The organism is Streptomyces sp. KPB2 (assembly GCF_003950055.1).
Classification (GTDB): domain Bacteria; phylum Actinomycetota; class Actinomycetes; order Streptomycetales; family Streptomycetaceae; genus Streptomyces; species Streptomyces salinarius.
Genome location: NZ_CP034353.1, coordinates 3,274,614 through 3,299,161, shown reverse-complemented (window position 1 = coordinate 3,299,161; position 24,548 = coordinate 3,274,614). Strand labels below are relative to the sequence as shown.

19 protein-coding genes and 1 riboswitch are annotated in these 24,548 nt (G+C 72.1%); of the genes, 9 read left to right on the top strand and 10 right to left on the bottom strand.

Annotated features, from left to right (window positions below):
• Window positions 1–118: 118 nt before the first annotated feature.
• Both D1J63_RS14335 and D1J63_RS14330 read left to right on the top strand, forming a co-directional pair.
• Window positions 119–1,732 carry a succinic semialdehyde dehydrogenase gene (locus tag D1J63_RS14335; protein WP_125629177.1) on the top strand — a complete coding sequence of 538 codons (1,614 nt, stop codon included), beginning with the start codon at window positions 119–121 and terminating at the stop codon, window positions 1,730–1,732.
• 99 nt (window positions 1,733–1,831) lie between these two features.
• Window positions 1,832–3,649, top strand: a complete 1,818-nt coding sequence (locus D1J63_RS14330; RefSeq protein WP_125629176.1) for a GMC family oxidoreductase — start codon at window positions 1,832–1,834, stop codon at window positions 3,647–3,649.
• Between the two features lie 87 nt (window positions 3,650–3,736).
• Here the strand turns inward: D1J63_RS14330 and D1J63_RS36725 are convergent, their stop codons facing one another.
• Together D1J63_RS36725 and D1J63_RS14315 are read right to left on the bottom strand one after the other, a co-directional pair.
• Complete coding sequence (locus D1J63_RS36725) at window positions 3,737–4,816, bottom strand: LPXTG cell wall anchor domain-containing protein (protein ID WP_164712840.1); 1,080 nt, start codon at window positions 4,814–4,816, stop codon at window positions 3,737–3,739.
• Window positions 4,817–5,348: 532 nt separating this feature from the next.
• A complete protein-coding gene (locus D1J63_RS14315) occupies window positions 5,349–5,657 on the bottom strand; it encodes a chorismate mutase (RefSeq protein ID WP_164712839.1) in 309 nt (102 codons plus the stop codon).
• A gap of 331 nt (window positions 5,658–5,988) precedes the next feature.
• Here D1J63_RS14315 and guaA point away from each other — a divergent pair, with 331 nt between their 5' ends.
• Window positions 5,989–7,569, top strand: a complete 1,581-nt coding sequence (gene guaA, locus D1J63_RS14310) for a glutamine-hydrolyzing GMP synthase (protein WP_125629173.1) — start codon at window positions 5,989–5,991, stop codon at window positions 7,567–7,569.
• 12 nt (window positions 7,570–7,581) lie between these two features.
• Here guaA and D1J63_RS14305 read toward each other — a convergent pair whose 3' ends face one another.
• The gene (locus D1J63_RS14305) at window positions 7,582–8,079 is read right to left on the bottom strand and encodes a pyridoxamine 5'-phosphate oxidase family protein (protein WP_164712838.1); all 498 of its coding nucleotides are present in this window, start codon (window positions 8,077–8,079) and stop codon (window positions 7,582–7,584) included.
• A gap of 252 nt (window positions 8,080–8,331) precedes the next feature.
• On the opposite strand from D1J63_RS14305, the gene D1J63_RS14300 reads away from it, so the two are divergent.
• Window positions 8,332–9,630 carry a hypothetical protein gene (locus D1J63_RS14300; protein ID WP_125629172.1) on the top strand — a complete coding sequence of 433 codons (1,299 nt, stop codon included), beginning with the start codon at window positions 8,332–8,334 and terminating at the stop codon, window positions 9,628–9,630.
• Between the two features lie 127 nt (window positions 9,631–9,757).
• The gene (locus D1J63_RS14295) at window positions 9,758–10,294 is read left to right on the top strand and encodes a DoxX family protein (protein WP_206436769.1); all 537 of its coding nucleotides are present in this window, start codon (window positions 9,758–9,760) and stop codon (window positions 10,292–10,294) included.
• 48 nt (window positions 10,295–10,342) lie between these two features.
• Here the strand turns inward: D1J63_RS14295 and D1J63_RS14290 are convergent, their stop codons facing one another.
• On the bottom strand, window positions 10,343–10,588 hold the full coding sequence (locus D1J63_RS14290) for a hypothetical protein (protein ID WP_102929465.1): 246 nt from the start codon (window positions 10,586–10,588) through the stop codon (window positions 10,343–10,345).
• Window positions 10,575–12,059, bottom strand: coding sequence for a PspC domain-containing protein (locus D1J63_RS14285; RefSeq protein ID WP_125629170.1), 1,485 nt, complete (start codon window positions 12,057–12,059; stop codon window positions 10,575–10,577). The genes D1J63_RS14290 and D1J63_RS14285 overlap by 14 nt, the downstream gene beginning before the upstream one ends.
• 190 nt (window positions 12,060–12,249) lie before the next feature.
• On the opposite strand from D1J63_RS14285, the gene D1J63_RS14280 reads away from it, so the two are divergent.
• Entirely contained in the window at window positions 12,250–13,542 is a 1,293-nt protein-coding gene (locus D1J63_RS14280) for an ATP-binding protein (RefSeq protein ID WP_125629169.1), read from the top strand.
• Complete coding sequence (locus D1J63_RS14275; protein ID WP_125629168.1) at window positions 13,539–14,288, top strand: response regulator transcription factor; 750 nt, start codon at window positions 13,539–13,541, stop codon at window positions 14,286–14,288. The genes D1J63_RS14280 and D1J63_RS14275 overlap by 4 nt, the downstream gene beginning before the upstream one ends.
• A gap of 20 nt (window positions 14,289–14,308) precedes the next feature.
• Here the strand turns inward: D1J63_RS14275 and D1J63_RS14270 are convergent, their stop codons facing one another.
• Window positions 14,309–15,367, bottom strand: coding sequence for a C40 family peptidase (locus D1J63_RS14270; RefSeq protein WP_125629167.1), 1,059 nt, complete (start codon window positions 15,365–15,367; stop codon window positions 14,309–14,311).
• 316 nt (window positions 15,368–15,683) lie between these two features.
• On the opposite strand from D1J63_RS14270, the gene D1J63_RS14265 reads away from it, so the two are divergent.
• A complete protein-coding gene (locus D1J63_RS14265; protein ID WP_061442960.1) occupies window positions 15,684–16,037 on the top strand; it encodes a hypothetical protein in 354 nt (117 codons plus the stop codon).
• Here the strand turns inward: D1J63_RS14265 and D1J63_RS14260 are convergent.
• Window positions 16,015–17,034 carry a tellurite resistance/C4-dicarboxylate transporter family protein gene (locus D1J63_RS14260; protein ID WP_125629166.1) on the bottom strand — a complete coding sequence of 340 codons (1,020 nt, stop codon included), beginning with the start codon at window positions 17,032–17,034 and terminating at the stop codon, window positions 16,015–16,017. The two genes, D1J63_RS14265 and D1J63_RS14260, sit on opposite strands and share 23 nt — an antisense overlap.
• A 27-nt stretch (window positions 17,035–17,061) precedes the next feature.
• Window positions 17,062–18,246: an NlpC/P60 family protein gene (locus D1J63_RS14255; RefSeq protein WP_125629165.1), complete on the bottom strand. Its 1,185-nt coding sequence runs from the start codon at window positions 18,244–18,246 to the stop codon at window positions 17,062–17,064.
• A 7-nt stretch (window positions 18,247–18,253) separates the two neighbouring features.
• A riboswitch (cyclic di-AMP (ydaO/yuaA leader) is annotated at window positions 18,254–18,440 on the bottom strand.
• 254 nt (window positions 18,441–18,694) lie between these two features.
• Here D1J63_RS14255 and pcrA point away from each other — a divergent pair.
• On the top strand, window positions 18,695–21,184 hold the full coding sequence (gene pcrA, locus D1J63_RS14250; protein ID WP_102929792.1) for a DNA helicase PcrA: 2,490 nt from the start codon (window positions 18,695–18,697) through the stop codon (window positions 21,182–21,184).
• Window positions 21,185–21,272: 88 nt separating this feature from the next.
• Here pcrA and D1J63_RS14245 read toward each other — a convergent pair whose 3' ends face one another.
• On the bottom strand, window positions 21,273–22,952 hold the full coding sequence (locus D1J63_RS14245) for a peptidoglycan DD-metalloendopeptidase family protein (protein WP_125629164.1): 1,680 nt from the start codon (window positions 22,950–22,952) through the stop codon (window positions 21,273–21,275).
• A gap of 219 nt (window positions 22,953–23,171) precedes the next feature.
• Window positions 23,172–24,167: an alpha/beta fold hydrolase gene (locus tag D1J63_RS14240; protein WP_125629163.1), complete on the bottom strand. Its 996-nt coding sequence runs from the start codon at window positions 24,165–24,167 to the stop codon at window positions 23,172–23,174.
• Between the last annotated feature and the right edge of the window lie 381 nt (window positions 24,168–24,548).

Genomic DNA, 24,548 nt, shown 5'->3' with positions numbered 1-24,548 from the left:
CTGATCAGCGGGTTTGTTGCCAGCGATCACTGGCGGCATGTGAGCACTCGGTGAATGACGGTGAATCACCGTTACCGACGGGTACACAAACCCCGCCCGGCGTCATACCCTGCGGCTCATGACGGACGCGCAGGCCACGGAACTCACCGGCACGAATCCCCTCGCCCCCACCCCTGAGGGCGCCCGCACCGCCGCCGACGTGGTCACGCCCGAGCTGGTCGCCCAGCTCACCAAGGGCGTGGCCGGGTCCGGCCGCACCGCCAACCACACCCCGTTCACCGGCGAGAAGCTGGCCGACCTGCCCGAGTCCACGCCCGAGGACGTGGCCGGCGCCTTCGAGCGGGCCCGCGCCGCCCAGGCCGTGTGGGCGCGGGTGCCGGTGCGGCAGCGCGCCGCCGTCCTGCTGCGCTTCCACGACCTGGTCCTGGCGCGTCAGGCCGAGGTCCTCGACCTCATCCAGCTGGAGACCGGCAAGGCCCGGCTGCACGCCCACGAGGAGGTCCAGGCCGTCGCCGTCGCGGCCCGCCACTACGGCCGCAAGGCCCCCGCGTACCTGCGGCCCAAGCGGCACACCGGCGCCGTGCCGACCCTCACCAAGGTGACCGAGCTGCGCCACCCGCGCGGCGTCGTCGGCCAGATCGCCCCGTGGAACTACCCGCTGGAGCTGTCCGTCGGCGACGCGCTCCCCGCGTTCGTCGCGGGCAACGCGGTCGTCATGAAGCCCGACACCGAGACCTGCCTGACCGCCCTGTGGGCCCGCGACCTGCTCATCGAGGCCGGGCTGCCCGCCGAGGTCTTCCAAGTCGTCCTCGGCGAGGGCCCGGTCGTCGGCCCCGAGGTCGTCAAGCACGCCGACTACGTCTCCTTCACCGGCTCCACCCGCACCGGCCGCGAGGTCGCCCGGGGCGCCGCGGCCCGCCTGGTCGGCGTCTCCCTCGAACTCGGCGGCAAGAACGCCATGCTGGTGCTGGAGGACGCCGACATCGAGAAGGCCGCGGCGGGCGCCGTCCGCGCCTGCTTCTCCTCGGCCGGCCAGCTCTGCATCTCCATCGAGCGGCTCTACGTCCACGAGTCCGTCGCCGACGCCTTCCTGGAGCGCTTCGCCGCCCGCACCAGGGCGATGCGGCTCGGCACCTCCCTCTCCTACGGCGCCGACATGGGCTCGCTGGTGGGGGAGCGGCAGCTGGAGACCGTGAAGGCGCACGTCGCGGACGCCGTGGAGCGCGGCGCCAAGCTCGTCGCCGGCGGCGTCGCCCGCCCGGACATCGGCCCGTACTTCTACGAGCCGACCATCCTCGACGGCGTCACCGACCCCATGACGGTGTGCACCGAGGAGACCTTCGGCCCGGTCGTCTCCGTCTACCGCTTCACGACCGAGGACGAGGCCGTCGAGCACGCCAACTCCACGCCGTACGGGCTGAACTCCTCGGTCTGGACGAAGGACGCCCGGCGCGGCCGCGACGTCGCCGCCCGGCTGCGCACCGGCACCGTCAACATCAACGAGGGGTACGCGCCCGCCTACGGCAGCGTCCAGTCCCCGATGGGCGGCATGAAGGACTCCGGCCTCGGCCGCCGGCACGGCTCCGAGGGCATCCTCAAGTACACCGAGGCCCAGACGGTCGCCCACCAGCGCCTGCTGCCGATGGCGCCCTCGCTGGGGATGGACGACGAGAAGTACGCGGCGTTCATGAGCCGCAGCCTCCGGCTCATGAAGACTCTCCGGTTCCGGTAGCCGACGTAAGGGGCGCGGGGCTGTATCGGATTTCGGCTCCGCCGCCCGGGCGCGACCAGCCACGACCCACCTGCACGCGACACTCAACGAGGAGCCCCCGTGCCCCAGGATGCATACGACTACGACGTCCTCGTCGTGGGATCCGGCTTCGGCGGCTCCGTCTCCGCCCTGCGCCTCACCGAGAAGGGCTACCGCGTCGGCGTCCTGGAAGCCGGCCGCCGCTTCACCCGCGAGACCCTGCCCCGGAACTCGTGGGACCTGAAGAACTACCTCTGGGCGCCGAAACTCGGCATGTTCGGCATCCAGCGCATCCACCTGCTCGGGAATGTCATGGTCCTGGCAGGCGCCGGCGTCGGCGGCGGCTCCCTCAACTACGCCAACACCCTCTACGTGCCGCCGAAGCCCTTCTTCGACGACCCCCAGTGGCGTGACATCACGGACTGGCAGGAGGAGCTGTCGCCGTACTACGACCAGGCCCGGCGCATGCTCGGGGTCCGCCTCAACCCGACGATGACCCCCTCCGACGTGCACCTGAAGGCCGCCGCCGAGAAGATGGGCTGCGGCGACACCTTCCACATGGCCCCGGTCGGCGTCTTCTTCGGCGACGGCGAGGACGCCGACGGCAGGGCGAAGGCCAGGCCCGGCGAGCAGGTGCCCGACCCGTACTTCGGTGGGGCGGGCCCCGACCGCAAGGCGTGCAACGAGTGCGGCGAGTGCATGACCGGCTGCCGGCACGGCGCGAAGAACACCCTCAACGAGAACTACCTGTACCTCGCCGAGAAGGCCGGCGCCGTCGTGCACCCGATGACGACGGTCGTCTCCGTCACGGACGACTCGCGCGGCGGCTTCGCGATCGCCACGCTCCCCACCGACCACAAGAAGCGCGGGAAGCCCGGCAAGCGCGCGAAGCAGGACGCGGGCCGCACCTTCACCGCCCGCCGGGTCGTCATAGCCGCCGGCACCTACGGCACCCAGACCCTGCTGCACCGCATGAAGGCGGGCGGACAACTGCCCCACCTGTCCGACCGGCTCGGCGAGCTGACCCGCACCAACTCCGAGGCACTGGTCGGCGCTCAGACCGACGACCGGCGCTACCGCTCCGCGACCGGCGAGCCCCGGGCCGACTTCACGCGCGGCGTCGCCATCACGTCCTCGATCCACCCGGACGCCAACACCCACATCGAGCCGGTGCGTTACGGCAAGGGCTCCAACTCGATGGGCGGCCTGTCCATCCTCCAGGTCCCCTACGCCGGGCAGACCGCCTCGGGGGCCTCCCGCGTCCTGGGCTTCCTGGGCCACGCGGCCAAGCACCCGCTGCTGGTCCTGCGTTCGCTCTCCAACCGCAAGTGGTCCGAGCGGACCATCATCGGCCTGGTCATGCAGTCCTTGGACAACTCCCTGACCACGCACCTGAAACCGACGGGCGTCGGCAAGGGCCTGCTCACCGCGCGCCAGGGTCACGGCTCGCCCAACCCCAAGCAGATCAAGGCCGCCACCGAGGGCGCCTCCGCACTCGCCGCCGAGATCAACGGCTTCGCCGGCTCCAACGTCGGTGAGCTGATGGGCACCCCGCTCACCGCCCACTTCCTCGGCGGCTGCCCCATCGGCGCCTCCCGGGAGACCGGTGTCATCGACCCGTACCACCGGCTCTACGGCCACCCCGGCATCTCGGTCGTCGACGGCGCCGCCGTCTCGGCGAACCTGGGGGTCAACCCGTCCCTCACCATCACCGCGCAGGCCGAGCGGGCGATGTCGTACTGGCCGAACAAGGGCGAGGAGGACCCGCGGCCCGCGCAGGGCGCCGCGTACGAACGTCTCGCCCCCGTCGAGCCGCACGCCCCGGCCGTCCCCGAGAAGGCCTTCGGCGCGCTGCGGCTGCCGTTCCTGGACGTGCCCGCCGTACCGCCGAAGAAGTAGGGGAAACGAAAAGGTGAGTGGGACCCGCACCCCCCTCCGAGCGCGGGTTCCACTCACCCGGCCTGTGTCACGCCGCCGGCGCGGGCGTCACGTGTCCGAGCCGGCCTTGCGCCGCCGCACCACGAACACCGCACCGCCGCCGACCACCACGGCGAGCCCGCCGACGAGGCCGATCACCGGCAGCGCCGAGCCGGCGCCGGTCGAGGCGAGGCTCCCGGTGACCTCCGGGACGTTCGCGGGCGCCTTCTCGACGGTGACGGGCGCGAGGGGTGCCTTGCCGCCCTCCTGCGGCCTGGTGCCCTCCGTGTCCGTGCCGGGGGCCACGATCCGGAACTTGTAGGCGACGTCACCGAAGCCGGTGCACTCGCCGTCCGCGTCGCCGTAGATCGTCGCGCCGAGCGTGAAGCCCGCGCCGACCGGAGCGTCGGCCCGCACGTTGATCCGCATCGGGATGGCGACCTCGTAGTCGGGGGCCAGCTCGTCGGTGTACCCGATGTATCCGACCGCGTACCCGAGATCGTCGAGGTCCACCCAGGACTCGTCCTCGGGGTTCCAGGCCTGGAGGCCGACCTTCTCGCTCTCGAACAGCTCCTCGCCGTCGAGGTCGGCGGAGGCACCGGCCAGGTACTCGAGGTTCCGCAGCGTCGAACCGGAGTCGTTGGCCACGTTCAGCGAGAACTCGTGCCAGCCGCTGCCCGCCGCGATCTCGCCGGGCAGGCCCTCGATGTCGACGTCGACCTTGGTGTCCTCGCACACGGACGGCTCGGGGTCGGGAGCCTGCGATTCCTCCGGCCCCTCCGATCCTTCCGATCCCTCCGGAACGGAGGCGCTCGGGGACGGGTTCGCGGGGGCGGACGTGGTCGACTCCGAGGCGTCGGGGGCGGGAGTCTCCTCCTCGCCGGACCCCGCCTCGCCCGTCTCCTCCGTCGCGCCCGGGGAGCCCGTCGGGCTGCCCGTCGCGTCGCCGGGAGCGGGGTCGGTCGCGGTCTCGCTCGCCGTCTCGTCGGTCACGTCCGTATCGTCTGTCTCGTCCGGTGAGGCGGACGCGGAGGCGGACGGGGAGGCCGACGTGTCACCGGTCGCATGGGCGGACGGGGCCGCGAGGAGCGCGGCGGGGGCGACCACCGCCGTGACAGCGGCTGCGGCCAGGGCGCGACGAAGCTTCATGCCCGGTGTGATCAACGAAACCTGTGAATGGTTGTCCCCACATTCACAGAATCCTTATGTGGCCTGCGTCACTGCGGTGGCGAGGGTGGGCGGCGGCACGGCGAAGGGCCCCGCGGAACTGCGGCCGCAGGGCCCTCCCTCTCAGCCGGCACCGGCGTCAGGGCAGCGCCGGTGCCTCGGGAGCGGCGCCGGGGGGTTGCGCCGCTTGCCTCGGATGCTTGTCGCCCTTGTCGCTTGCTGAACGTGGGACCCGTTCCGTCGGCCGGCCCCGGGCGTCCCCGGAGCCGGCCGTTCTCTTGGGTGACCGGGCTGCTGTCCCCTGCCGTCCGGTCACTTCCTGGAGCGAGGTCCCACGACGCACGGCAGATCCGTACGTCTCATCGCTCCAGCGAGCCACGCGTGGTTCTTTCGGGCCCGCCCCTGGCTGACACGGACATCGGGACCAACGAAGCCGCTCGCCCACCGGTCACGCGCCGTACGGGTGAGAAGGCGCCCGAACTCAGATACGACCCCGGTCCGGCTCCGGGGCGGGTCACACGCGCCCGCGGCACAGCTCCAGCATCGTCATCGCCAGCGTCGTGCCCGGCTTGCCGAGCGCCTGCCGGTAGTGGTCGAGCACCTCCATCTCGCGCGAGAGGTTCACCCGGCGCCCGCCGGAGGTGATCCGTGCCTCCTGGATGACGGCGGAGACGGCCATCCGTTCCTGGATCAGTCCGATGATGCGGTCGTCCAGGGCGTCGATGCGCTCCCGGGCGCCGGTGATCACGTCGGCGGCCTCGGGGGTGTGGGCGCCGGTCTTGTCGGCTGCGGTGACGGTCTTGTTCGCTGCGGTGACACTCATGTCGGTGGCTCCTCGCCGAAGGCTGGCGGCACCCGGGACCGGCACGGTCCGCAAACGCCAGGCGCCCCGGACCTTGTCGGCCCGGGGCGCCTGGGAAGTCGCTTGTCAGTTGCTCAAGCAGCACGACCATGGCAGCCGGTGGGCCGGTTGCCATAGGTAAACAGGAAGGTCTGGTGCTTGCGCATGGGCCCAGTATGCCCCGGCGACGGTCGGTGTCCAAGCCGGTTCGCATGGTGAGACCCGTCGGTGGGGCCCGGCGGCGGGCCGGGGCACCCGCCCGCCTCGGTAGAATCGGGGGTACAAACCCCGCCCGACCGCCGGAAGGCACCCCGTGTCATCAGCGACTCCCGCTGCCGCCGCCCCCGACACCGTCCTGGTCGTCGACTTCGGCGCGCAGTACGCCCAGCTCATCGCCCGCCGTGTCCGCGAGGCGCGGGTCTACAGCGAGATCGTGCCGAGCTCCATGCCGGTCGAGGAGATGCTCGCCAAGAACCCGGCGGCCATCATCCTCTCGGGCGGCCCCTCCTCGGTGTACGAGCCGGGCGCCCCGACCCTCGACCGCTCCCTGTTCGAGGCCGGCGTCCCCGTCTTCGGCATGTGCTACGGCTTCCAGCTCATGGCGCTGACCCTCGGCGGCACCGTCGACAACTCCGGCGCCCGCGAGTACGGCCGGACCGGCCTCACGGTCTCCAAGCCGTCCTCCACCCTCTTCGAGGGCACCCCGGCCGAGCAGTCCGTGTGGATGTCGCACGGCGACGCCTGCTCCGCCGCCCCCGAGGGCTTCACCGTCACCGGCTCCACGGACGTCGTCCCGGTCGCCGCCTTCGAGAACGACGAGAAGAAGCTCTACGGCGTCCAGTACCACCCCGAGGTCATGCACTCCACGCACGGGCAGCAGGTGCTGGAGCACTTCCTGTACCGGGGCGCGGGCCTGAGCCCCGACTGGACCACGGGCAACGTGATCGAGGAGCAGGTCGCGGCCATCCGCGAGCAGGTCGGCGACAAGCGGGCCATCTGCGGCCTGTCCGGCGGCGTGGACTCCGCCGTCGCCGCCGCCCTCGTCCAGAAGGCCATCGGCTCCCAGCTGACCTGCGTCTACGTCGACCACGGCCTGATGCGCAAGGGTGAGACCGAGCAGGTCGAGAAGGACTTCGTCGCCGCGACCGGCGTCCAGCTGAAGGTCGTGGACGCCGAGGAGCGGTTCCTCAAGGCGCTCGCCGGGGTCTCCGACCCCGAGGAGAAGCGGAAGATCATCGGCCGCGAGTTCATCCGGGTCTTCGAGCAGGCGCAGCTAGAGATCATGCAGGAGGACGGCCCGGAGGTCGCCTTCCTGGTGCAGGGCACGCTCTACCCGGACGTCGTCGAGTCCGGCGGCGGCACCGGCACCGCCAACATCAAGTCCCACCACAACGTGGGCGGGCTCCCCGACGACATCGAGTTCGAGCTGGTCGAGCCGCTGCGCCAGCTGTTCAAGGACGAGGTCCGGATGGTCGGCCAGGAGCTGGGCCTGCCGGACGAGATCGTCCAGCGCCAGCCGTTCCCCGGCCCGGGTCTCGGCATCCGCATCGTCGGCGAGGTCACCAAGGAGCGGCTGGACCTGCTCCGCGAGGCCGACGCCATCGCCCGCGAGGAGCTGACCGCGGCCGGCCTCGACCGCGACATCTGGCAGTGCCCCGTGGTGCTGCTGGCCGCCGTCCGCTCCGTCGGAGTCCAGGGCGACGGCCGCACCTACGGCCACCCGATCGTCCTGCGCCCGGTCTCCTCCGAGGACGCCATGACGGCGGACTGGTCCCGGCTGCCGTACGACGTGCTCGCGAAGATCTCGACCCGGATCACCAACGAGGTCAAGGACGTCAACCGCGTCGTCCTCGACGTGACCTCGAAGCCGCCGGGGACCATCGAGTGGGAGTAGGACCAGTGGGCCCTAGGCGCGCCTGACGGTGCGCAGGGGTTTGCCGGGCTGCCAGATCTCGACGACGAGGTACTTGTCGTCCTCCACGGAGGTCCGCACGACCTCCGTCAGCTCGGTCCGGAAGAGGTGGAACGGCTCCGGCGGTTCCACCTCTTTCACGTACCCGGCCTTCGTCGCCGGGTCCTCCACCTCGATCGCCCGCCCGGCGATCCGTACGTCCCCGCCGCCCATGCCGGTGCCGTCCCCCGGGTTCGCCTGGAGCGCGAAGCGCGGGTCGCGGCGCAGGTCGAGCGCCTTGACCGAGCCCGGCATCATGCCGAGCCACAGCTCGCCGGTCAGGAAGCGCACCTCCAGGCCGGTGGTGCGGGGCGAGCCGTCCTTGCGGAGGGTGGCGAGGACGTGGTGCGTGTACGCGCCGAATCGCGCCTCCACGGTGCCGGCCAGCGCGGGTTCGGCGGCGGCGAAACGGGCCCAGTTCACAGGGGTGGTGACAGGTGTTCCTGAGGTCATGCGCCGAGTGTGGACCCGAATGCCGACACCTCCTGTCGGGATACGCCGGCATCCCGTGTCGGGGGGCCGGTCAACACGGCGATGCGCGCTTCACCCGCGCTGAGCAGACGTAAGGCGGGGCGACGGGCGGGAGGGGGTCGGGGTACGGCACAATTCGCTGTCGTCCCAAGGGACTTAGAGGCTCCCACGGCCTTCTGCTCCCGGGTATGCGGACGATCTCTTTCACAGGGTGCGGGAAGGCGGGCGTCGGGCGTGGCGGTGCAGGAGGCGAGAGGCGCGAGCGGCTCGGACAGGGGCGCGTACGAGGCGGCTGCGCACGGTGGTGGCTGTACCTGCGGGGACTGCCCGCACGGCGCCCGCGAGGGGCACCGCAGGGCGGTTGCCGCGTTTCTGCTGCGGCGGGACGAGTTCGCGGCCGGGCAGGGCCTGCCGGCCGCGGTGGCCCACTCGGCGTCCGCCTCCCGCCAGTGGGTCTCGGAGGAACTGACCCAGTCCGCGGAAGCCGTCGCCGAACGCGGCCGTGCCGAGGGCGACGCCTGGCTCGCGGGGCTGGGCCGGCGCACGGCGGCCGCCGTGTGGGCGGCGGTCGTCCTGCTGCTCCTCGGGCAGTGCCTCACCGCCGTCGGCGCGGGCTGGTCGGCGGCGCGCACCGCGGGCCTCGCGGCGGCCGTGGTGGTGGCCGGCGCGCTGACGGCGGCGTCGTGGTTCCACCGGGCGCGGGGCGGGGCGCTGGCCCCGGTCATCGGCGAGGACAACCGCCTGTCCACCTCACGCGCCGTGGCCGCGGCCTGGGTCCTCTTCGTCGCCTACGCGGTCCTCGTGCTGGCCGGACAACTGGCCGTCGCATCCGGCCACGACCGGCGGGACGCGCTGATCTCCGGTCTCGAACTCGGCCGGGGCGCCGGCGCGGTGACCGTGCTCGCGGTGGTCTGCGGAATCGCGGTCCTGGTGCGGAGGGTGGTCGGACTGCGCGTGCTGGGCCAGCGGCTGCAGAAGGTGCGCGCCGACCGGCCGCGCGCGTCCGACCTGCTGACGGACGACGCGGGCCGCGGGGCCTTCGCCGACATCCAGTACGTCGTGATCAGCACCGTCGCCCTGGTGTTCGCGGCGGTACGGCTGGCCCGGCGCCCGGAGCAGCTGCCCGACCTGCCGTGGGGGCTGGCGGTGGTGGTGCTGGTGTCGGCGGCGACCTACGTGGCCGGGAAGTACGCCGAGGGCGGCCGGCCGGTGATCCTCTCCGTGGTCCGGGCCCGGGAGGCCGGGGATCTGGACGCGCCGATCCGTACCGGCGACGACATCGAGATCCGCGGCGCGGGCTTCGTGCCGCCGGGCGCCCAGCGGGCCGACCGGCTCTCCCGGATGGTCGTCCGCATCGGCGCGGTCAACGTCCACGTACCCCTGGTCCCGGTGACCGGCGGCTTCAGCAACCCGGCGGACGACCTGCTGACGGTCCCCGTCCCCGCGGACGTCGAACCGGGCCGGGTGGAGGTTCAGGTGGTCACCGGCGCCGGCGTGGAGACCAACCGGTACCCGATCGACGTCACGGACTGACAGCGCGCGGGAACCTGTCGAAACCGACAGCAAGAAACCGGTGGCCGAGGGTTGAGCAGGGCCCCCGTGCCCTACGTATGGTCTGGTGGGGGGTCTGGGCATGGGCGGCGAGAGGCGGCTGGCAGTGATGACTCACGGGATGCGTACGGATGTCCACATCTCACCCGAGAGCGGTGGCAGGGGAGATTGGCGGGACAACGCCGCCCGGTACGCGCTCCTTCCCCTCCGGATCTTTCTGGGCGTCACCTTCATCTACGCCGGTCTGGACAAGCTCACCGACGGCGCCTTCATGAAGGACGCGGGGGCCGGCTCCGTCGGCGACATGATGCGTGCCGTCCGCGACTCCTCGGCCGTCCCCGCCCTGATCGACCTGGCCCTCAAGAGCCCGGCCGGCTTCGGCTACGCCATCGCCCTGGGGGAACTGGCCGTCGGCATCGGCGCCCTGCTCGGACTCCTCACCCGCCTCGCGGCGCTCGGCGGTGCGCTGATCTCACTGAGCCTGTGGCTGACCGTCAGCTGGGCCGCCGATCCGTACTACTACGGCAACGATCTCCCCTACCTCATGGCCTGGCTCCCTCTCGTCCTGGCGGGCGCCCCGCTGCTGTCGCTGGACGCCGTACTGCGCTCCCGGCGGCGGGGACGGACCGGCGGCGGTTTCCGCTAGCCCGAGCCGTCGTCCGGCCGACGCCGTCACCGGGGCCGGCCGACGCCGTCACCGGGGGAGGTCCGCCCGGGGGTCGTCGGGCTTCGCCGCGCCCGGCGCCCCGCGGCGCCGGTGCGCGGACCGGGCCACGACCCCGACCGCACCCGCGAGGCAGAGCCCGCCCGTGACGACCGGGACCAGCACGAACCACGGCGTCTCCCAGAGGCCGCCCGCGTCGCCGGCGTAGATGACCCCGGCCAGCATCAGGAAGACACCGGCCACCAGTCGTCCCGGCTGGAACTCATGACGCAGCACGGGTCACCTCCGCCTGACCGACGCCGACCTGGAGGTCGAGGTCGACGGTGCCGGCGTCCTTGCCGCCCTTGGTGGGGGACAGGGTGATCTCCTCGTGCTTGCCCGGTGCCACGTCCACGTCCTTCTCGTCGTCGCCCGGCAGCTGGATGTCGCCCAAGCCCACGTCGACACTGAGCCGCACGGTCACGTCCTGTGGCACGACGACCCGTATTCGGCCCATGCCCACGTCGGCCCGGGTCGTCACCGTCTGCCCCTCGGCCAGGTCGAGGCCGGACAGGTCGAGGGTGCCGCTGCCCGCACCGATGTCGTACTGATCGCGCACCTCGGTCACCGCCGTGGGCTCCCAGGTGGTCCGCACCCATTCGGTGCCCACGTGCTCGGGAATCGTCGCCGTCCCGGCCAGCAGGCCGGCCGTGATGATCGCCAGGAAGATCGAACCGGCTCCCGTGCGCCCGAGGAAGGCACTGACCGCGATACCGAGGCCGAAGACGGCGAGCGCGCACGCCAGGCCGGTCTGCAGACTGGCGCCGAGCGGATGGTCGTCCCAGGTCAGCCGGGTCCCGAGGAAGCCGGCGAGCAGGGCGAGGAGGAACACCCAGCCGCCGATGCCGCGGGGCCCGCGCTGCACGGCCCGGGAGCGCCGGTCGCCCGCGAGGGCGTGGTCGCGGCGCCCCGGGATGCCGCGACCGATGTTGACGGCCGCCGCGATGTCCCGCTCCACGGCGTCCGGCGGGCCCCACATGTATCCCGTCCCGCCGTCGTGGGTTCCGTCCTTGACGATGGGGTCGCGCCACCAGGAGGGCCAGGTGTACATGATCGGGGGCGCCTTGGCCTCCGGCGGGGCGTCGGCGACCGCCTGGGCCGAGAGCGGGTCCGGTTCCGGCGTTCTGCGCTGCCGGGACCAGTAGCCCGCGCCCGCGAGGAGCAGGGAGAGGACGACGGCGAAGGTGAGCACACCGCCGTTGTTCAGCATGGTGAGGAAGACGCCGCAGCCGACCAGGGCGAAGAGCACGGCCGCCAGTGCCTGGCCGTCGACCCGGCCGGTGAGCAGCTTGCGCACCTCGTTCTCCTCCTCGTCGTCGTAGGGGACGAAGAGCCAGGCGAAGCCGTAGAAGATCAGGCCGATGCCGCCGGTCGCGGAGAGCACCGCGAGCGTGATCCGGAAGATCACCGGATCCAGGTCGCACTGCCGCCCGAGGCCGGCGCACACACCGGCGAGCGACTTGTGCCGCCGGTCGCGCCGGAAACGGTGCGGTGGTCCCGCCGCGGCCGGTCCGGAGCCTCCGGGGGCGTCCGCGCCACCGACGGCGCCGGCGCCGCCCGCACCGCCCCCCGCGGCGCCCGCACCGCCCCCCGCGGCGCCCGCGCCGGCATCCGCGGCGGGCGCGGCATCCTGCGGCCCGGCGCCCTGCGGGCGGCGCGGGCCGGAGCCGGGTCCCGGACCCGTCGCGGCGTGCTCGTGATCTGTCATGAGTCCATGGTGACGGGCGCGACGCCGTGACGGCAGCCGGTTCGACCCTGGTCGGACCCTGATATCGGCCCTGACTCCGTGCCCGGGGAGCGTTCGAACCCCGCGCCGCCCTCCGCGGCCCGAAGATCAGGGGCGAGTGGGGGAACGACCCTGATGCCCCGGCTCCCGCACCCGTGTGAATATCGGTGTCATGCCGGAAGCCGCAGCAGCACCCGTCGTCGAACCGCGGCCGCCGCGCAAGCTCTACCGAAGCAGCGACGGACGCTGGCTCGGTGGTGTGGCGCGGGGGCTCGCCGGGCATCTCGGGCTGCCCGTCATCTGGGTCCGGTTCGCCTTCGTCGGCCTCTTCATGGCCGACGGTCTGGGCGCGCTGCTGTACGCGGCCTTCTGGTTCTTCGTGCCGCTGGGCGTCGGGGGAGTGGAGGCGCAGAAGCCGCCGTCGCTCGTCACCTCCGAGACGGGCCCCGACGGCCGTCGCAGACTCGTCACGCGCAAGCCGGACAAGGGCCAGATAGTCGCCCTGCTCCTCATGGTCGTCGTGGCCCTGGTCTTCGTGGGCAACGTCGACCTCGGCGGCGGAGCCAAGGCCTACCTCTGGCCGACCGTGCTCGTCGGTGCCGGCGTCGCCCTCGTCTGGCGCCAGGCGGACAACGCGCGCCGGGCCCGCTGGGCCGAGGTGGGGCGCCACCGCCGTACCGTCACCCTGCTGCGCTCCGTGGCCGGCGTCCTGCTGGTGACGGCCGGTGTCACGGGCATCTTCGTCCTCCAGGGCTCCGCCGCCCACCTCGGCTCCGTCCTCCAGGCGGCCCTCGCGGTCCTCGTCGGCATAACGCTCCTCGCCGGCCCCTACCTGGTCCGGATGACCCAGGACCTCTCCGAGGAGCGGCTGATGCGCATCCGCGCGCAGGAGCGTGCCGAGGTCGCCGCCCACGTCCACGACTCGGTGCTGCACACCCTGACCCTGATCCAGCGCAACGCGGAGAACGCGGGCGAGGTGCGTCGCCTGGCCCGCGCCCAGGAGCGCGACCTGCGCGCCTGGCTCTACAAGCCCGAGGGCAACGGCAAGGACGAGGACGACGAGCCCACCACCCTCGCCGAGGCCGTCAAGCGCAACGCGGCGGAGGTCGAGGACAAGCACGGTGTCCCCATCGAGGTGGTCGTCGTCGGCGACTGCCCGCTCGACGAGAGGACCAGCGCACAGATGCAGGCCGCGCGCGAAGCGATGGTGAACGCGGCCAAGTACGGTGGCGAGGGCGGCGCCGTTCAGGTCTTCGCCGAAGTCGAGGGCAGGACGGTCTTCGTGTCCGTCCGGGACCGCGGCCCCGGCTTCGACCTCGACTCGATACCCGCCGACCGCATGGGCGTCAGAGAATCGATCATCGGCCGCATGGAGCGCAACGGCGGCACGGCGCGGCTGCGCGCGGTGCCGGACGGCGGCACGGAGGTCGAACTGGAAATGGAGAGGGCGGAGAAGACGTCATGAGCGACCCGACCGAGGCGAACGGAACCGCGGATACGGCGGGGGCGGGCGAGGCCGCGCAGCCGGCCGCAGGCGGCGGCGCGGGGGAGCGCCGCGTACGCGTGGTGCTCGTCGACGACCACCGCATGTTCCGCACCGGCGTCCAGGCCGAGATCGGCCAGACCGCCGAGACCGGCGTCGAGGTCGTCGGCGAGGCGGCCGACGTCGACCAGGCCGTCACGGTCATCACCGCGACCCGCCCCGAGGTCGTCCTCCTCGACGTCCACCTCCCCGGCGGCGGCGGAGTCGAGGTACTGCGCCGCTGCGCCCCCCTGATGAGCGACACCGAGCGGCCCGTCCGCTTCCTCGCCCTCTCCGTCTCGGACGCGGCGGAGGACGTGATCGGCGTGATCCGCGGCGGCGCCCGCGGCTACGTCACGAAGACCATCACCGGCACGGACCTGGTCAACTCCGTCTTCCGGGTCCAGGAGGGCGACGCCGTCTTCTCCCCGCGCCTGGCCGGCTTCGTCCTCGACGCCTTCGCCTCCACCGACGCCCCTCCGGTCGACGAGGACCTCGACCGCCTCACCCAGCGCGAGCGCGAGGTACTGCGCCTGATCGCCCGCGGCTACGCTTACAAGGAGATCGCCAAGCAGCTCTACATCTCGGTCAAGACGGTCGAGTCCCACGTCTCGGCGGTCCTCCGCAAGCTCCAGCTCTCCAACCGCCACGAACTGACCCGCTGGGCGACGGCACGCCGGCTGGTGTGACGGCCCTGCGGCGCGGCGTCTCACACCACCCGCGCAGCCCCCGCGAACGGCATCTCGTCGACCGGGGCGACGCGGACCGGGGCCGACGGGTTCGGGGCGTGGATCATCCGGCCGTTGCCGACGTAGATGCCGACGTGGCTGATGCCCGAGTAGAAGAAGACCAGGTCGCCCGGGAGAAGCTCGGACCGTGAGACGCGGCGGCCCGCGTCGATCTGGGCGTAGGTGGTGCGGGGGAGGGAGACCCCTGCGGCGCGGTAGGCGGCCTGGGTGAGGCCCGAGCAGTCGAAGGCGTTCGGGCCGGTCGCGCCCCACACGTAGGGGCTGCCGAGCTTCTGGTAGGCGTAGGCGACGGCCGCCGCCGCCCGGGAGTTGGGCGCCTGGGTGGAGGCCGACAGGCCCTCCCTGGGGCCGGAAGAAGAGGCGCGGGAGGCGCGCTGCCCCGTTCCCGTGCCGACGCCGGCGCGTTCCTCGGCGGTCAGCCGGGAGAGCAGGCGGCGGGCCTCCGCCAGTTTGCCGGTGACGGTCTCGCGGTGACGTTTCAGCTCCGCCCGGCGTGACTTCAGCGAGGTCACCTCGATGCGGGCGGCGCCGCGCAGTTGCTCGATGTCGCGCAGCTCCTTGCGTACGCGGCCCACCTCGGCCCGCTGCCGGCTGCCCGCGCGCTCGGCGAAGGCGGCGCCGTCGAGGTACCGGTCCGGGTCGGAGGAGAGCGCCAGTTGCAGCGCCGGGTCCAGGCCGCCGCTGCGGTACTGCGCCGCCGCGACCGAACCCAGCGCCTCCCGGGCCGAGTTCAGCCGGTCCTCCTTGCGGGCGGCCTCGTCCCGCAGGTCCTCCAGGCGCTGTTCGGCGGCGTCCGCCTTCTCCTTAGCGCCGTTGTACTTCTCCGTGGCCACCTCGGCCTCCTGGTAGAGCTTGTCCACCTTGGCCCTGACCTGCGCCGCCGTCGGCTGCGGAGCGGCCTGCACGGTCGTCCCGCCCAGGCCCGTCGCGGTGGCCGCCCCCGCGAGGGTGATCGTGGCCGCCGTCCGGGCTCTGCCGCCGCCCTTCGCGCGCTGTCGCGGCCTGCGGTGCGTTCCCACCTGCGATCCACGTCCTTCCGTACGACTCGACCCGGTCCGCGCCGGGTCGGCTCCGGTTCGCTCCGGCTGCCTGGGCCAGGACGCTAGGCGCGTCGGTAACGGTCCGGTGACGGGATGCGCGGAAGTGGCGGGAGGGGATCGGGCGGCGACCGTATGTGATCACCGATCGCTCCGGAGGCCGTCTTCTTCACGCTGGGTGATGACCGATAGGACGGATCCGGAGGCGGGCGGGGGACGGGAGCTGTTATGGGGCGCCCGGGCGGACGGGGCGGGCCGGTGTCCGGGCGCGTTCGGGTGCTCATTAGGCTCCGGCCTCATGGACGTACTCATCCACATCTTCGTCGGCCTGCACATCATCGGTATCGCCGCGCTCCTCGGCGGCTTCCTGACCCAGATGAAGGCGATGGGCCGGGGCGCGGCCCGGTTCACCCCCGCGATGCTGCACGGCGCGCTGACGATGCTGGTCACCGGTGCCGTCCTGATCGGCCTCAACCAGGCCCAGGACTACTCCGTGGACAACGTCAAGATGGGCGTGAAGCTCGCCGTGCTGATCGTGATCCTCGGCCTGGTCTACGTGAAGCGCGACGAGGAGAAGGTGGAGAAGCCGCTGTTCGGCCTGGTGGGCGGGCTGACCCTGGTGAACGTCTTCATCGCGGTGCTGTGGACCTGACCCCGGCCCCGGAGCCCGCTGCCGCGGACCGCAGCCCGGAGCGGGCCCGGACGACCGCCCCCGTGGCGACCGCCAGCCAACCGGCCACCGCGATCCACAGCAGCGCCCGGCCCGGCGCGTCCAGCCACGGGACGTCGACGACGGCGGACACCGACAGCGTCGCCGCCGCCGTCATGCCGAGCGGGAAGACCGTCGACCAGCGGCGTACGTCGTAGCCGAGACGCGGCCAGGCGATCTCGGCGGCCAGCAGCACGGCGTACCAGGCGAGGTCGAGGGCGAGCAGGAAGACGGTCAGGTCGTGCAGGACGGCCTGGTCGTCGGCGTTCCACAGGTACATGCCGGTCCCGGCCGCCGCGAGCAGCTTGGCCCCGGCGAGGGCCGAGATGGCGAGGGCGCCGCCCGCCACCCAGTGGTCCCCGGAGCCCCGGGCCACCTGCCGCAGGTCGAAGCGGAACAGCGCGATCAGATAGAGCACGATCCCCAGCCAGAACGGCACCAGCGCCGCGTGCGCCAGCCAGGGCGTCGAGGTGGCCGCGGCCAGCGTCGCGGCGAGCACGGCGAGCCCTTCCGTCGCCACGCAGCCCAGGAACACCGCCCCGGGCATCCTCCGCCCCCAGTGCCGCACCACCAGGAGCAGCAGCCACGGCCACAGCACGGCCGCCAGCACCAGCAGCACCGCCGCCGGCAGCGACCAGCCCAGCAGCGAGAAACGGGTGCCGACCACGGTCGTCGCGGCGACGGCCGTCAGCGCGCCCGGCGTCCCCGCCCGCTCGACCCACTGCGGCCGGTCCGCGAACAGCAGGTAGACGAAGTTCGCGGCCAGTATCAGCCAGGCGACACAGGCCAGGGCCAGGGCGATCCGGGACAGGACCTCGCGGCCCGTCAGATGCAGGGCGACCGACACGATGCCGGTCGCCATCACCGCGGCCCCGGCCGCCGGTGGACGCCGCGCCAGCCAGGTGCGCAGCGCGGAGGGGTGGTGGGTGGCCGATGGCATGACCACGATGGTAGAGAACCGTGCTGGTCAGGCGGGGCGCACCACGCTGTAGATCGACGACTCGCCGTCGTAGAAGATGGACTCCTCGCGGACGTACGCGCCCGGCTTGGGGGCGTGGATCATCATGCCGTCGCCGATGTACAGGCCGACGTGGCTGATGTCGTCGTAGAAGAAGACCAGGTCACCGGGTTGTGCCTGGGAGACGGGGACGGTCGTGCCGGCGTTGACCTGGTCGTAGGTGACGCGCGGCAGCGTCACGCCCGCGGCCTTCCAGGCGGCCTGGGTGAGGCCCGAGCAGTCGTAGGAGTCGGGGCCCGTGGCGCCCCAGACGTAGGGCTTGCCGATCTGGGCGCGGGCGAAGGCGATCGCCTTGTCGGCCTTGGTGCCGGTCGAGGTGCCCGGCGTCGACGAGTCCGAGGAACCGGTACCGGTCGAGGTGCCCCCGGATCCGGCGTCGCTCTCCTGCTGCTGGGCGGCCTCCTCCTGCCGCTTGCGCTCGGCCGCCTCCTCCGCCTGCTGCTTCGCCAGCTCGGCGGCCTTGCGGGCGGCCTCCTGCTGCTTCTTCTTCTCGATCGCCGCCAGCCGGGCCTTCTCCTCGGCGGTCAGCTCCGACAGCAGCTCGCGCGCGGTGGCGAGCTTCTTCTGGACGGTCGACTTGGCCGTCTTGAGGTCGTTCTGCGACTCGGTGAGCGTCTGGAGGCTCTCGGTGGCCTCCCGGCGCTTCTTCATCGTCTCGGACTGCTGGGTGACGTAGTCGTCCACGGCACTCTTCTGCCGGCCGGTGAGCCGGTCCATCAGCTGGTTCTGGTCGAAGTAGTCCTGCGGCGAGTCCGCGAGCAGCAGGGTCGCGGTCTCCGGGACCGCGGCGCCCGTGCGGTACTGGGCGGAGGCGAAGGAACCCAGCTCCGCGCGCGCGTCGTTGAGCTTCTGGGTGCGCTTGGCGACGTCGTCGAGGAGACCGTCGACCTTCTTGCGCTGCTTGGAGGTCTTCTCCTTGGCCGCGTTGTACTTCTCGGTCGCCGACCCGGCCTGGCGGTACAGGTCGTCGACCTTCTTCTCGACCTCTTCGAGGGTCGGCCGGTCGTCCGACGGCGTGGCCTGGGCCGTCTGGGACAGCAGGGCGACGGAGGTGAGGGCCGCGGTGGCGAGGGCCGGGGTCCGTATGCCCGCGACGCGGGTGCCGGTGGGACGCGACTTGCGGTGCGACGCCAAGGGAGGCGACTCCTTCCAGTGCTCCGCCTACCGGGTTAGCTGTCGGGTTCGGGCGGTGTGGCATGGAAGGGTTGCCCTACGGCGACCCGCCCTCTTCGTCTCGTCGAGGGCGGTGCGGCCGATTCACCCCAAGGTCTCGGTGGGTCCCCGGCTCCGGTGCCGTGCGGGCAGGCCGGACTCGGCGGAGGCCGCGCGGCCCGGCGAGGTTCGCCGGAGGGGGTCGAGCGGCCTGCCCCGCACCGTAGCCAACTCGTGTGGCCGCTGTGAAGGTTGGTGGGTGATATGCCCGATACATTTTCGTGACCTTTCGCGGGGGTGCCTCCGGGGCGGTGCTGGGCGTCACTCTTCGTGGTTCCGCTGGTCGCAGGGCGTGTCCGCGCCGGGTGGCGGTGCGCATTTTCCGGGGTGGCACCGGGTTGTCGGTGCGGCGCCCTAGACTCGGAGAGCGATGAGCAGCCTCTTTGACGACAGCTTCCTGGCGAGCCTCCAGACCCCCCGGGGTCACGAGGAGGAACCCCCGCCGCCGCCCGAGGACGATCACGGACCGGAGCCGGTTCCGCACGATCTGTTCGGCGGGAAGTTCGACGTGCCCCCGGACCGGGACACCCACTACCGGGACGGCGCCCCGCGCCCCGCCCTGGACGCCGCGGCGCTCCTGGAGGGGCTGAACGAGAACCAGCGCGCCGCCGTCGTCCACTCCGGCTCCCCGCTGCTCATCGTGGCCGGTGCCGGCTCCGGCAAGACCCGGGTGCTCACCCACCGCATCGCCCACCTGCTGGCCGAGCGGAACGTCCACCCGGGCCAGATCCTGGCGATCACCTTCACCAACAAGGCCGCAGGCGAGATGAAGGAGCGCGTGGAGCAGCTCGTCGGCCCGCGCGCCAACGCGATGTGGGTGATGACCTTCCACAGCGCGTGCGTGCGCATCCTGCGCCGCGAGTCGAAGAAGCTCGGCTTCACCTCGTCGTTCTCGATCTACGACGCCGCCGACTCCAAGCGGCTCATGGCGCTGGTCTGCCGCGACCTGGACCTGGACCCCAAGCGCTTCCCGCCGAAGTCCTTCAGCGCGAAGATCAGCAACCTGAAGAACGAGCTGATCGACGAGGAGGACTTCGCCGCCCAGGCCGCCGACGGTTTCGAGAAGACCCTCGCCCAGGCCTACGCGATGTACCAGGCACGGCTGCGCGAGGCCAACGCCCTCGACTTCGACGACCTGATCATGACGACGGTCAACCTGCTGCGCGCCTTCCCGGACGTCGCCGAGCACTACCGCCGCCGCTTCCGGCACGTCCTGGTCGACGAGTACCAGGACACCAACCACGCCCAGTACGCCCTGGTGCGCGAACTGGTCGGCGGGGCCTCGGAGCACCCCGTCGACGTGCCGCCGGAGGCCGAGGTGCCGCCCGCCGAGCTGTGCGTGGTGGGCGACGCCGACCAGTCGATCTACGCCTTCCGCGGCGCCACCATCCGCAACATCCTCCAGTTCGAGGAGGACTACCCGGACGCGACGACGATCCTGCTGGAGCAGAACTACCGCTCCACCCAGACCATCCTCAGCGCCGCCAACGCGGTCATCGAGCGCAATGAGTCCCGCCGGCCCAAGAACCTGTGGACCAACCAGGGCAGTGGCGCGCAGATCACCGGGTACGTCGCCGACACCGAGCACGACGAGGCCCAGTTCGTCGCCGACGAGATAGACCGCCTCACCGACGCGGGCGAGGCCAAGGCCGGCGACGTCGCGGTCTTCTACCGGACCAACGCGCAGTCCCGAGTCTTCGAAGAGGTCTTCATCCGCACCGGCCTGCCCTACAAGGTCGTCGGCGGCGTCCGCTTCTACGAGCGCAAGGAGGTCCGGGACGTCCTGGCCTACCTGCGGGTGCTGGCCAACCCGGAGGACTCGGTGCCACTGCGCCGCATCCTCAACGTCCCCAAGCGCGGCATCGGCGACCGCGCGGAGGCGATGATCGACGCCCTCTCCCAGCGCGAGAAGATCAGCTTCCCGCAGGCGCTGAGGCGCGTCGACGAGGCGTACGGCATGGCCGCGCGCTCCGCGAACGCCGTCAAGCGGTTCAACACGCTCATGGAGGACCTCCGTACCATCGTCGAGTCCGGCGCCGGACCGGCGACCGTCCTGGAGGCGATCCTCGAACGCACCGGGTACCTGGCGGAGCTGCAGGCCTCCACCGACCCGCAGGACGAGACCCGCATCGAGAACCTCCAGGAACTCGCGGCCGTCGCCCTGGAGTTCGAGCAGGAGCGGGCCGAGGGCGAGGAGGCCGGGACGCTGGCCGACTTCCTGGAGAAGGTCGCGCTCGTCGCGGACTCCGACCAGATCCCCGACGAGGAGGACGGCGACGGCGTCGTCACCCTGATGACCCTGCACACCGCCAAGGGCCTGGAGTTCCCGGTCGTCTTCCTCACCGGCATGGAGGACGGCGTGTTCCCGCACATGCGCGCCCTCGGCCAGGCCAAGGAGCTGGAGGAGGAACGGCGCCTCGCCTACGTCGGCATCACCCGCGCCCGGGAACGCCTCTACCTGACCCGGTCGACGCTGCGCAGCGCCTGGGGCCAGCCGTCGTACAACCCGCCCTCGCGGTTCCTGGAGGAGATCCCGGCCCCCCACCTGGAGTGGAAGCGCACCGGGGCGAACGGCCCCGCGCCCTCCGCGCCGGTCTCGGGCGTGGCGGCCTCGCTGTCCTCGTCCCGGTCCCGCTCCTCGGCGTCGGGCGCGTCCGGCTTCGCCACCCGCCGGTCGGCCGGCGCCGAGCAGCCGACGGTCTCGCTGGCGGTCGGCGACCGCGTCACGCACGACCAGTTCGGGCTCGGCACGGTGGTCGGGGTCAAGGGCACCGGGTCCAACGCCGAGGCGACCATCGACTTCGGGGACACCAAGCCGAAGCGGCTGCTGCTGCGGTACGCGCCGGTGGAGAAGCTCTGAGGGTGTGCCGCGGGGCGGTGCGGTGAGGTTCCGGGCGCCTGCCCGGGCCGGCTGTCACCGCCCGGCCGGCTGCTGAGACGTTACGGCGTCACGTCGGGTTGATGCCGTGGCTGCGCAGCCACGGCAGCGGGTCGATCGACGAGCCGCCCGCGGGGCGCACCTCGAAGTGCAGGTGCGGGCCGGTGGAGTTGCCCGAGTTGCCGGAGAACGCGATCGCGTCGCCCGCCTTCACGGTGGTACCGGAGGGGACCTGGTAGCTGGAGAGGTGGCAGTACCACGTCTCCGTGCCGTCCTTCGCGGTCACGATCATCATGTTGCCGTACGCGCTGTTGTACTGCGTCCGCACGGTGCCGTCGGTCGCCGCCATCACCTTCGTCCCGTACGACACGGGGAAGTCGATGCCGGTGTGGACGGACATCCAGTTGATGCCGGCCTGTCCGTAGTACGCGCTGAGGCCGTGCTGCTCCACCGGAAGCGCGAACTTGGGGCGCAGCCGCTCCTTGCGGGCCGCCTCCTCCGCCGCGCGCCTCTTCTCGGCGGCCTGCTCGGCCTTGAGGTCGATGCGCTCCTGAGTACGGCTGGCGCGGTCCGCGAAGTCGTCGGCTCCGGCGGCGAGGCTCGTGAGCTGGGTGTCCAGCTTGTTGTTGGCGGCGGACGGTTTCACCGGCGCGGCCTTCGCGTTGCCGGGGTCCGGTGCGGACGCCGCGCTGTCCGTGCCCTCGTCGCCCGTCAGACTGCCGACGGAGGCGGCCGCGATACCGGCGACGCTCATCACGCAGGCCGAGGGCACCGCGATGGTCAGCAGCGCGGAGCGCTTGGCGGGCGGGCGGCGACGGGAACGCGCCCCGGCGCGGGAGCCGGTGCGTGCGGCCGGGATCCGCGGGGCCGTCGTGACCTCTTCCTGGTCGTCCAGGAGGGCTGTCACGGTGGGGAGTTCACCGGTCGCGGCCAACTCGCCCTCGTACTCGGACGGTTGAGCGTCCCCGGTCATGGGTGCGGCGTCGGGCGTGGCGGCGTCGGACGCGGGGTGCTCGGCCGGCCGCGCCGTCTCCTCGACCACGTCGGTGACGGTGCCGTCCGCGTTCCACTGCGTGGCGTCGTAGGCGCCGGTGTCCACCGGACCGCCCGCGAACGCGCCGGTGTGGAACGTGCCGGTCGCGAAGGCACTCGTCTCGAAGGCGCCGGTGTCGTGCGTGCCGGTGTCGTGTGTGCCGGTCGCGAAGGAGCCGGTTTGGAATGCGCCGGTTTCGAAGGTGGCGGTTTCGAAGGTCTGTGTGCCCCACTGCCACTGCTGGGTCCCGTCGGCCGGATCGGCCGACTGGTCCGGCGGGCTCCAGGCGGCGGTGTCCCACTGCCCGGTGGCCTCGGTTCCCGTCGCCTGCGGCGACACGGAGCCCGGCTGCTCGTACCCGGCCGTCCAGGTCGTCGTGTCGTAGGCGCCGGTGTCGTAAGCGGCCTGGTGCTGGGCCGCGTACGCGTCGTAGTGGAGGGTCTGCGCGCCGCCGGTGGACCACTGGGTGGCGTCGTACGAGCCCGTGGTCTCGTGGGTGCCGGTGTAGTGGCCCGGCATGCTGCCGAACAGGGGGTCCGCGTCGAAGGCCGAGGTGTCCGAACCGCCGGTGGCGAAACCGGTGGCGTCGTATCCGCCGTACGTGGTGAGGTCGCCGTACTGGGCCTCCCCTGTGCCGTACGACGCGTATTGCGCCGAAGCGGCGTCGGAAGCCGAAGCCGGGGTGTTCCTGGTCCCCGACGGGTGACGGTCGTTCACCAACTTCTCTTTCGCCTCGACAACAGGGGCTGCGAGAGCAGTGCGGCGACTGTACCCGGCGGTATACGGGCACGACAATCTTCCGCAGGTTTCGCGCGCGAAGGAAACGGGCAATCGGCCGTGTTCTGGGGGAGGGCGGGCACGAGTTTGGGTTTGTGTTCGACCTTTGTTCGAGTCCGAACGGGTTGTTTCGTGTTCTGCCCCGCCCGGTGCCCGGGCTCAGGCGACGGTGAGTCCGCCGGCGGGCTTGCCCGGTCCCGTGCCCGTTTCGGTTCCCGTGTCCGGTTCGGCGGTGTCGAGCGCCTGCCGTATCCCCGTGGCCACGGCGGGGTGCACGGGCAGCGCGAGGTGTCCGATGCCGCTCACCCGTACGTTCTCCGCGCTCAGGTCGGGATGGTCGAGGCAGGCCGTCTCCAGCGGGTCCATCACGTGGTCCAGATCGCTCCAGAAGCTGACGAACCGCGTACGGCAGCCGGGCGCCGGGCGGGTCAGCTCCTCGATCACCGGCGAACCGGGGCGCATCTGGCGCACGATCGGGTGCGCGTTCGCCAGGGGGACCACCTTGGTGCCGGCGTGCGGAGTGCCGAGCGTCACGAGGGTGCGCACCCGGCGGTCTCCTCCGAGACGCTGCACGTAGTAGCGCGCGATCAGGCCGCCGAGGCTGTGCCCGACGACGTCGACGCGCTCGCTGCCCGTCCGCTCGCAGATCTCCTCGACGTGCCGGCCGAACAGCTCGGCGGCGGTGCGGATGTCGCAGGTCAGGGGGGAGTAGTTCAGCGACTCGATCTCGTGCCTGCCGTGCTGGGCCAGGCTGCGGCGCAGCAGCAGGAAGACCGAGCGGTTGTCGATGAAGCCGTGCAGCAGGACGACCGGGGGACTGGCGGGCGCCGGGAGCCTGGGGGCCGGGGGTGAAGGCTGCGGGGCGTGGGTGTCCGTCGGGCGCAGGGCCCGGGCGGGCCGGCGCTCCTGGATGATCCCGGACGGATACAGGAGAAGGTGCCCGGCGAGGATCGCCGCCTCCAGGGCGCTCGCCTTCAGGAAGGTCAGGGAGAGGCCGGTCAGCCGGCCCGGAAGCGCTGCCACGTCGGACAGCCCCGGAATCGAAGGGAGCCCGGGGATCGCGGGGAGTCCGGGGAGCCCTGGAAGCCCTGGCAGATCGGGCAGGAGACGCTGGAAAAGCGGGAGAAGGGGCAGTGCTGCCGTGGTGACCTTCATGGGCCGACCTCCTGTCGGCACGCGCAGGGACGCCTCTGTCCCCCGTGTGCCCTCGTGGAGCGCCGTGACACCAGTGATTGGTGGTGTTAGCGAGGTTTAGACGTGTCTCGGAGCCCAGTGGGTCCGGTGAGACCCGTGGATTGCGTGGTGTGCATGGTGTGCGTGGCCTGCGTGTGGTGAATCGGCGACGAGGCTCGCTCGCCGCAGTTCTGTGCCGCCCTCGCTGCGGTGCTCCGTGCGCAAGTGCCGCCGCGCCCGCGGAGCGGTGCGTGGCGAACGTGTCCCTCCGTGTGATTTCCCCCTCTGTATCCACCGCGAAACTGCCGGTTGCGGGATGCTGGAGATAACGTTCGTTCACTTCCCCGGACGCTGTGGTGCGGG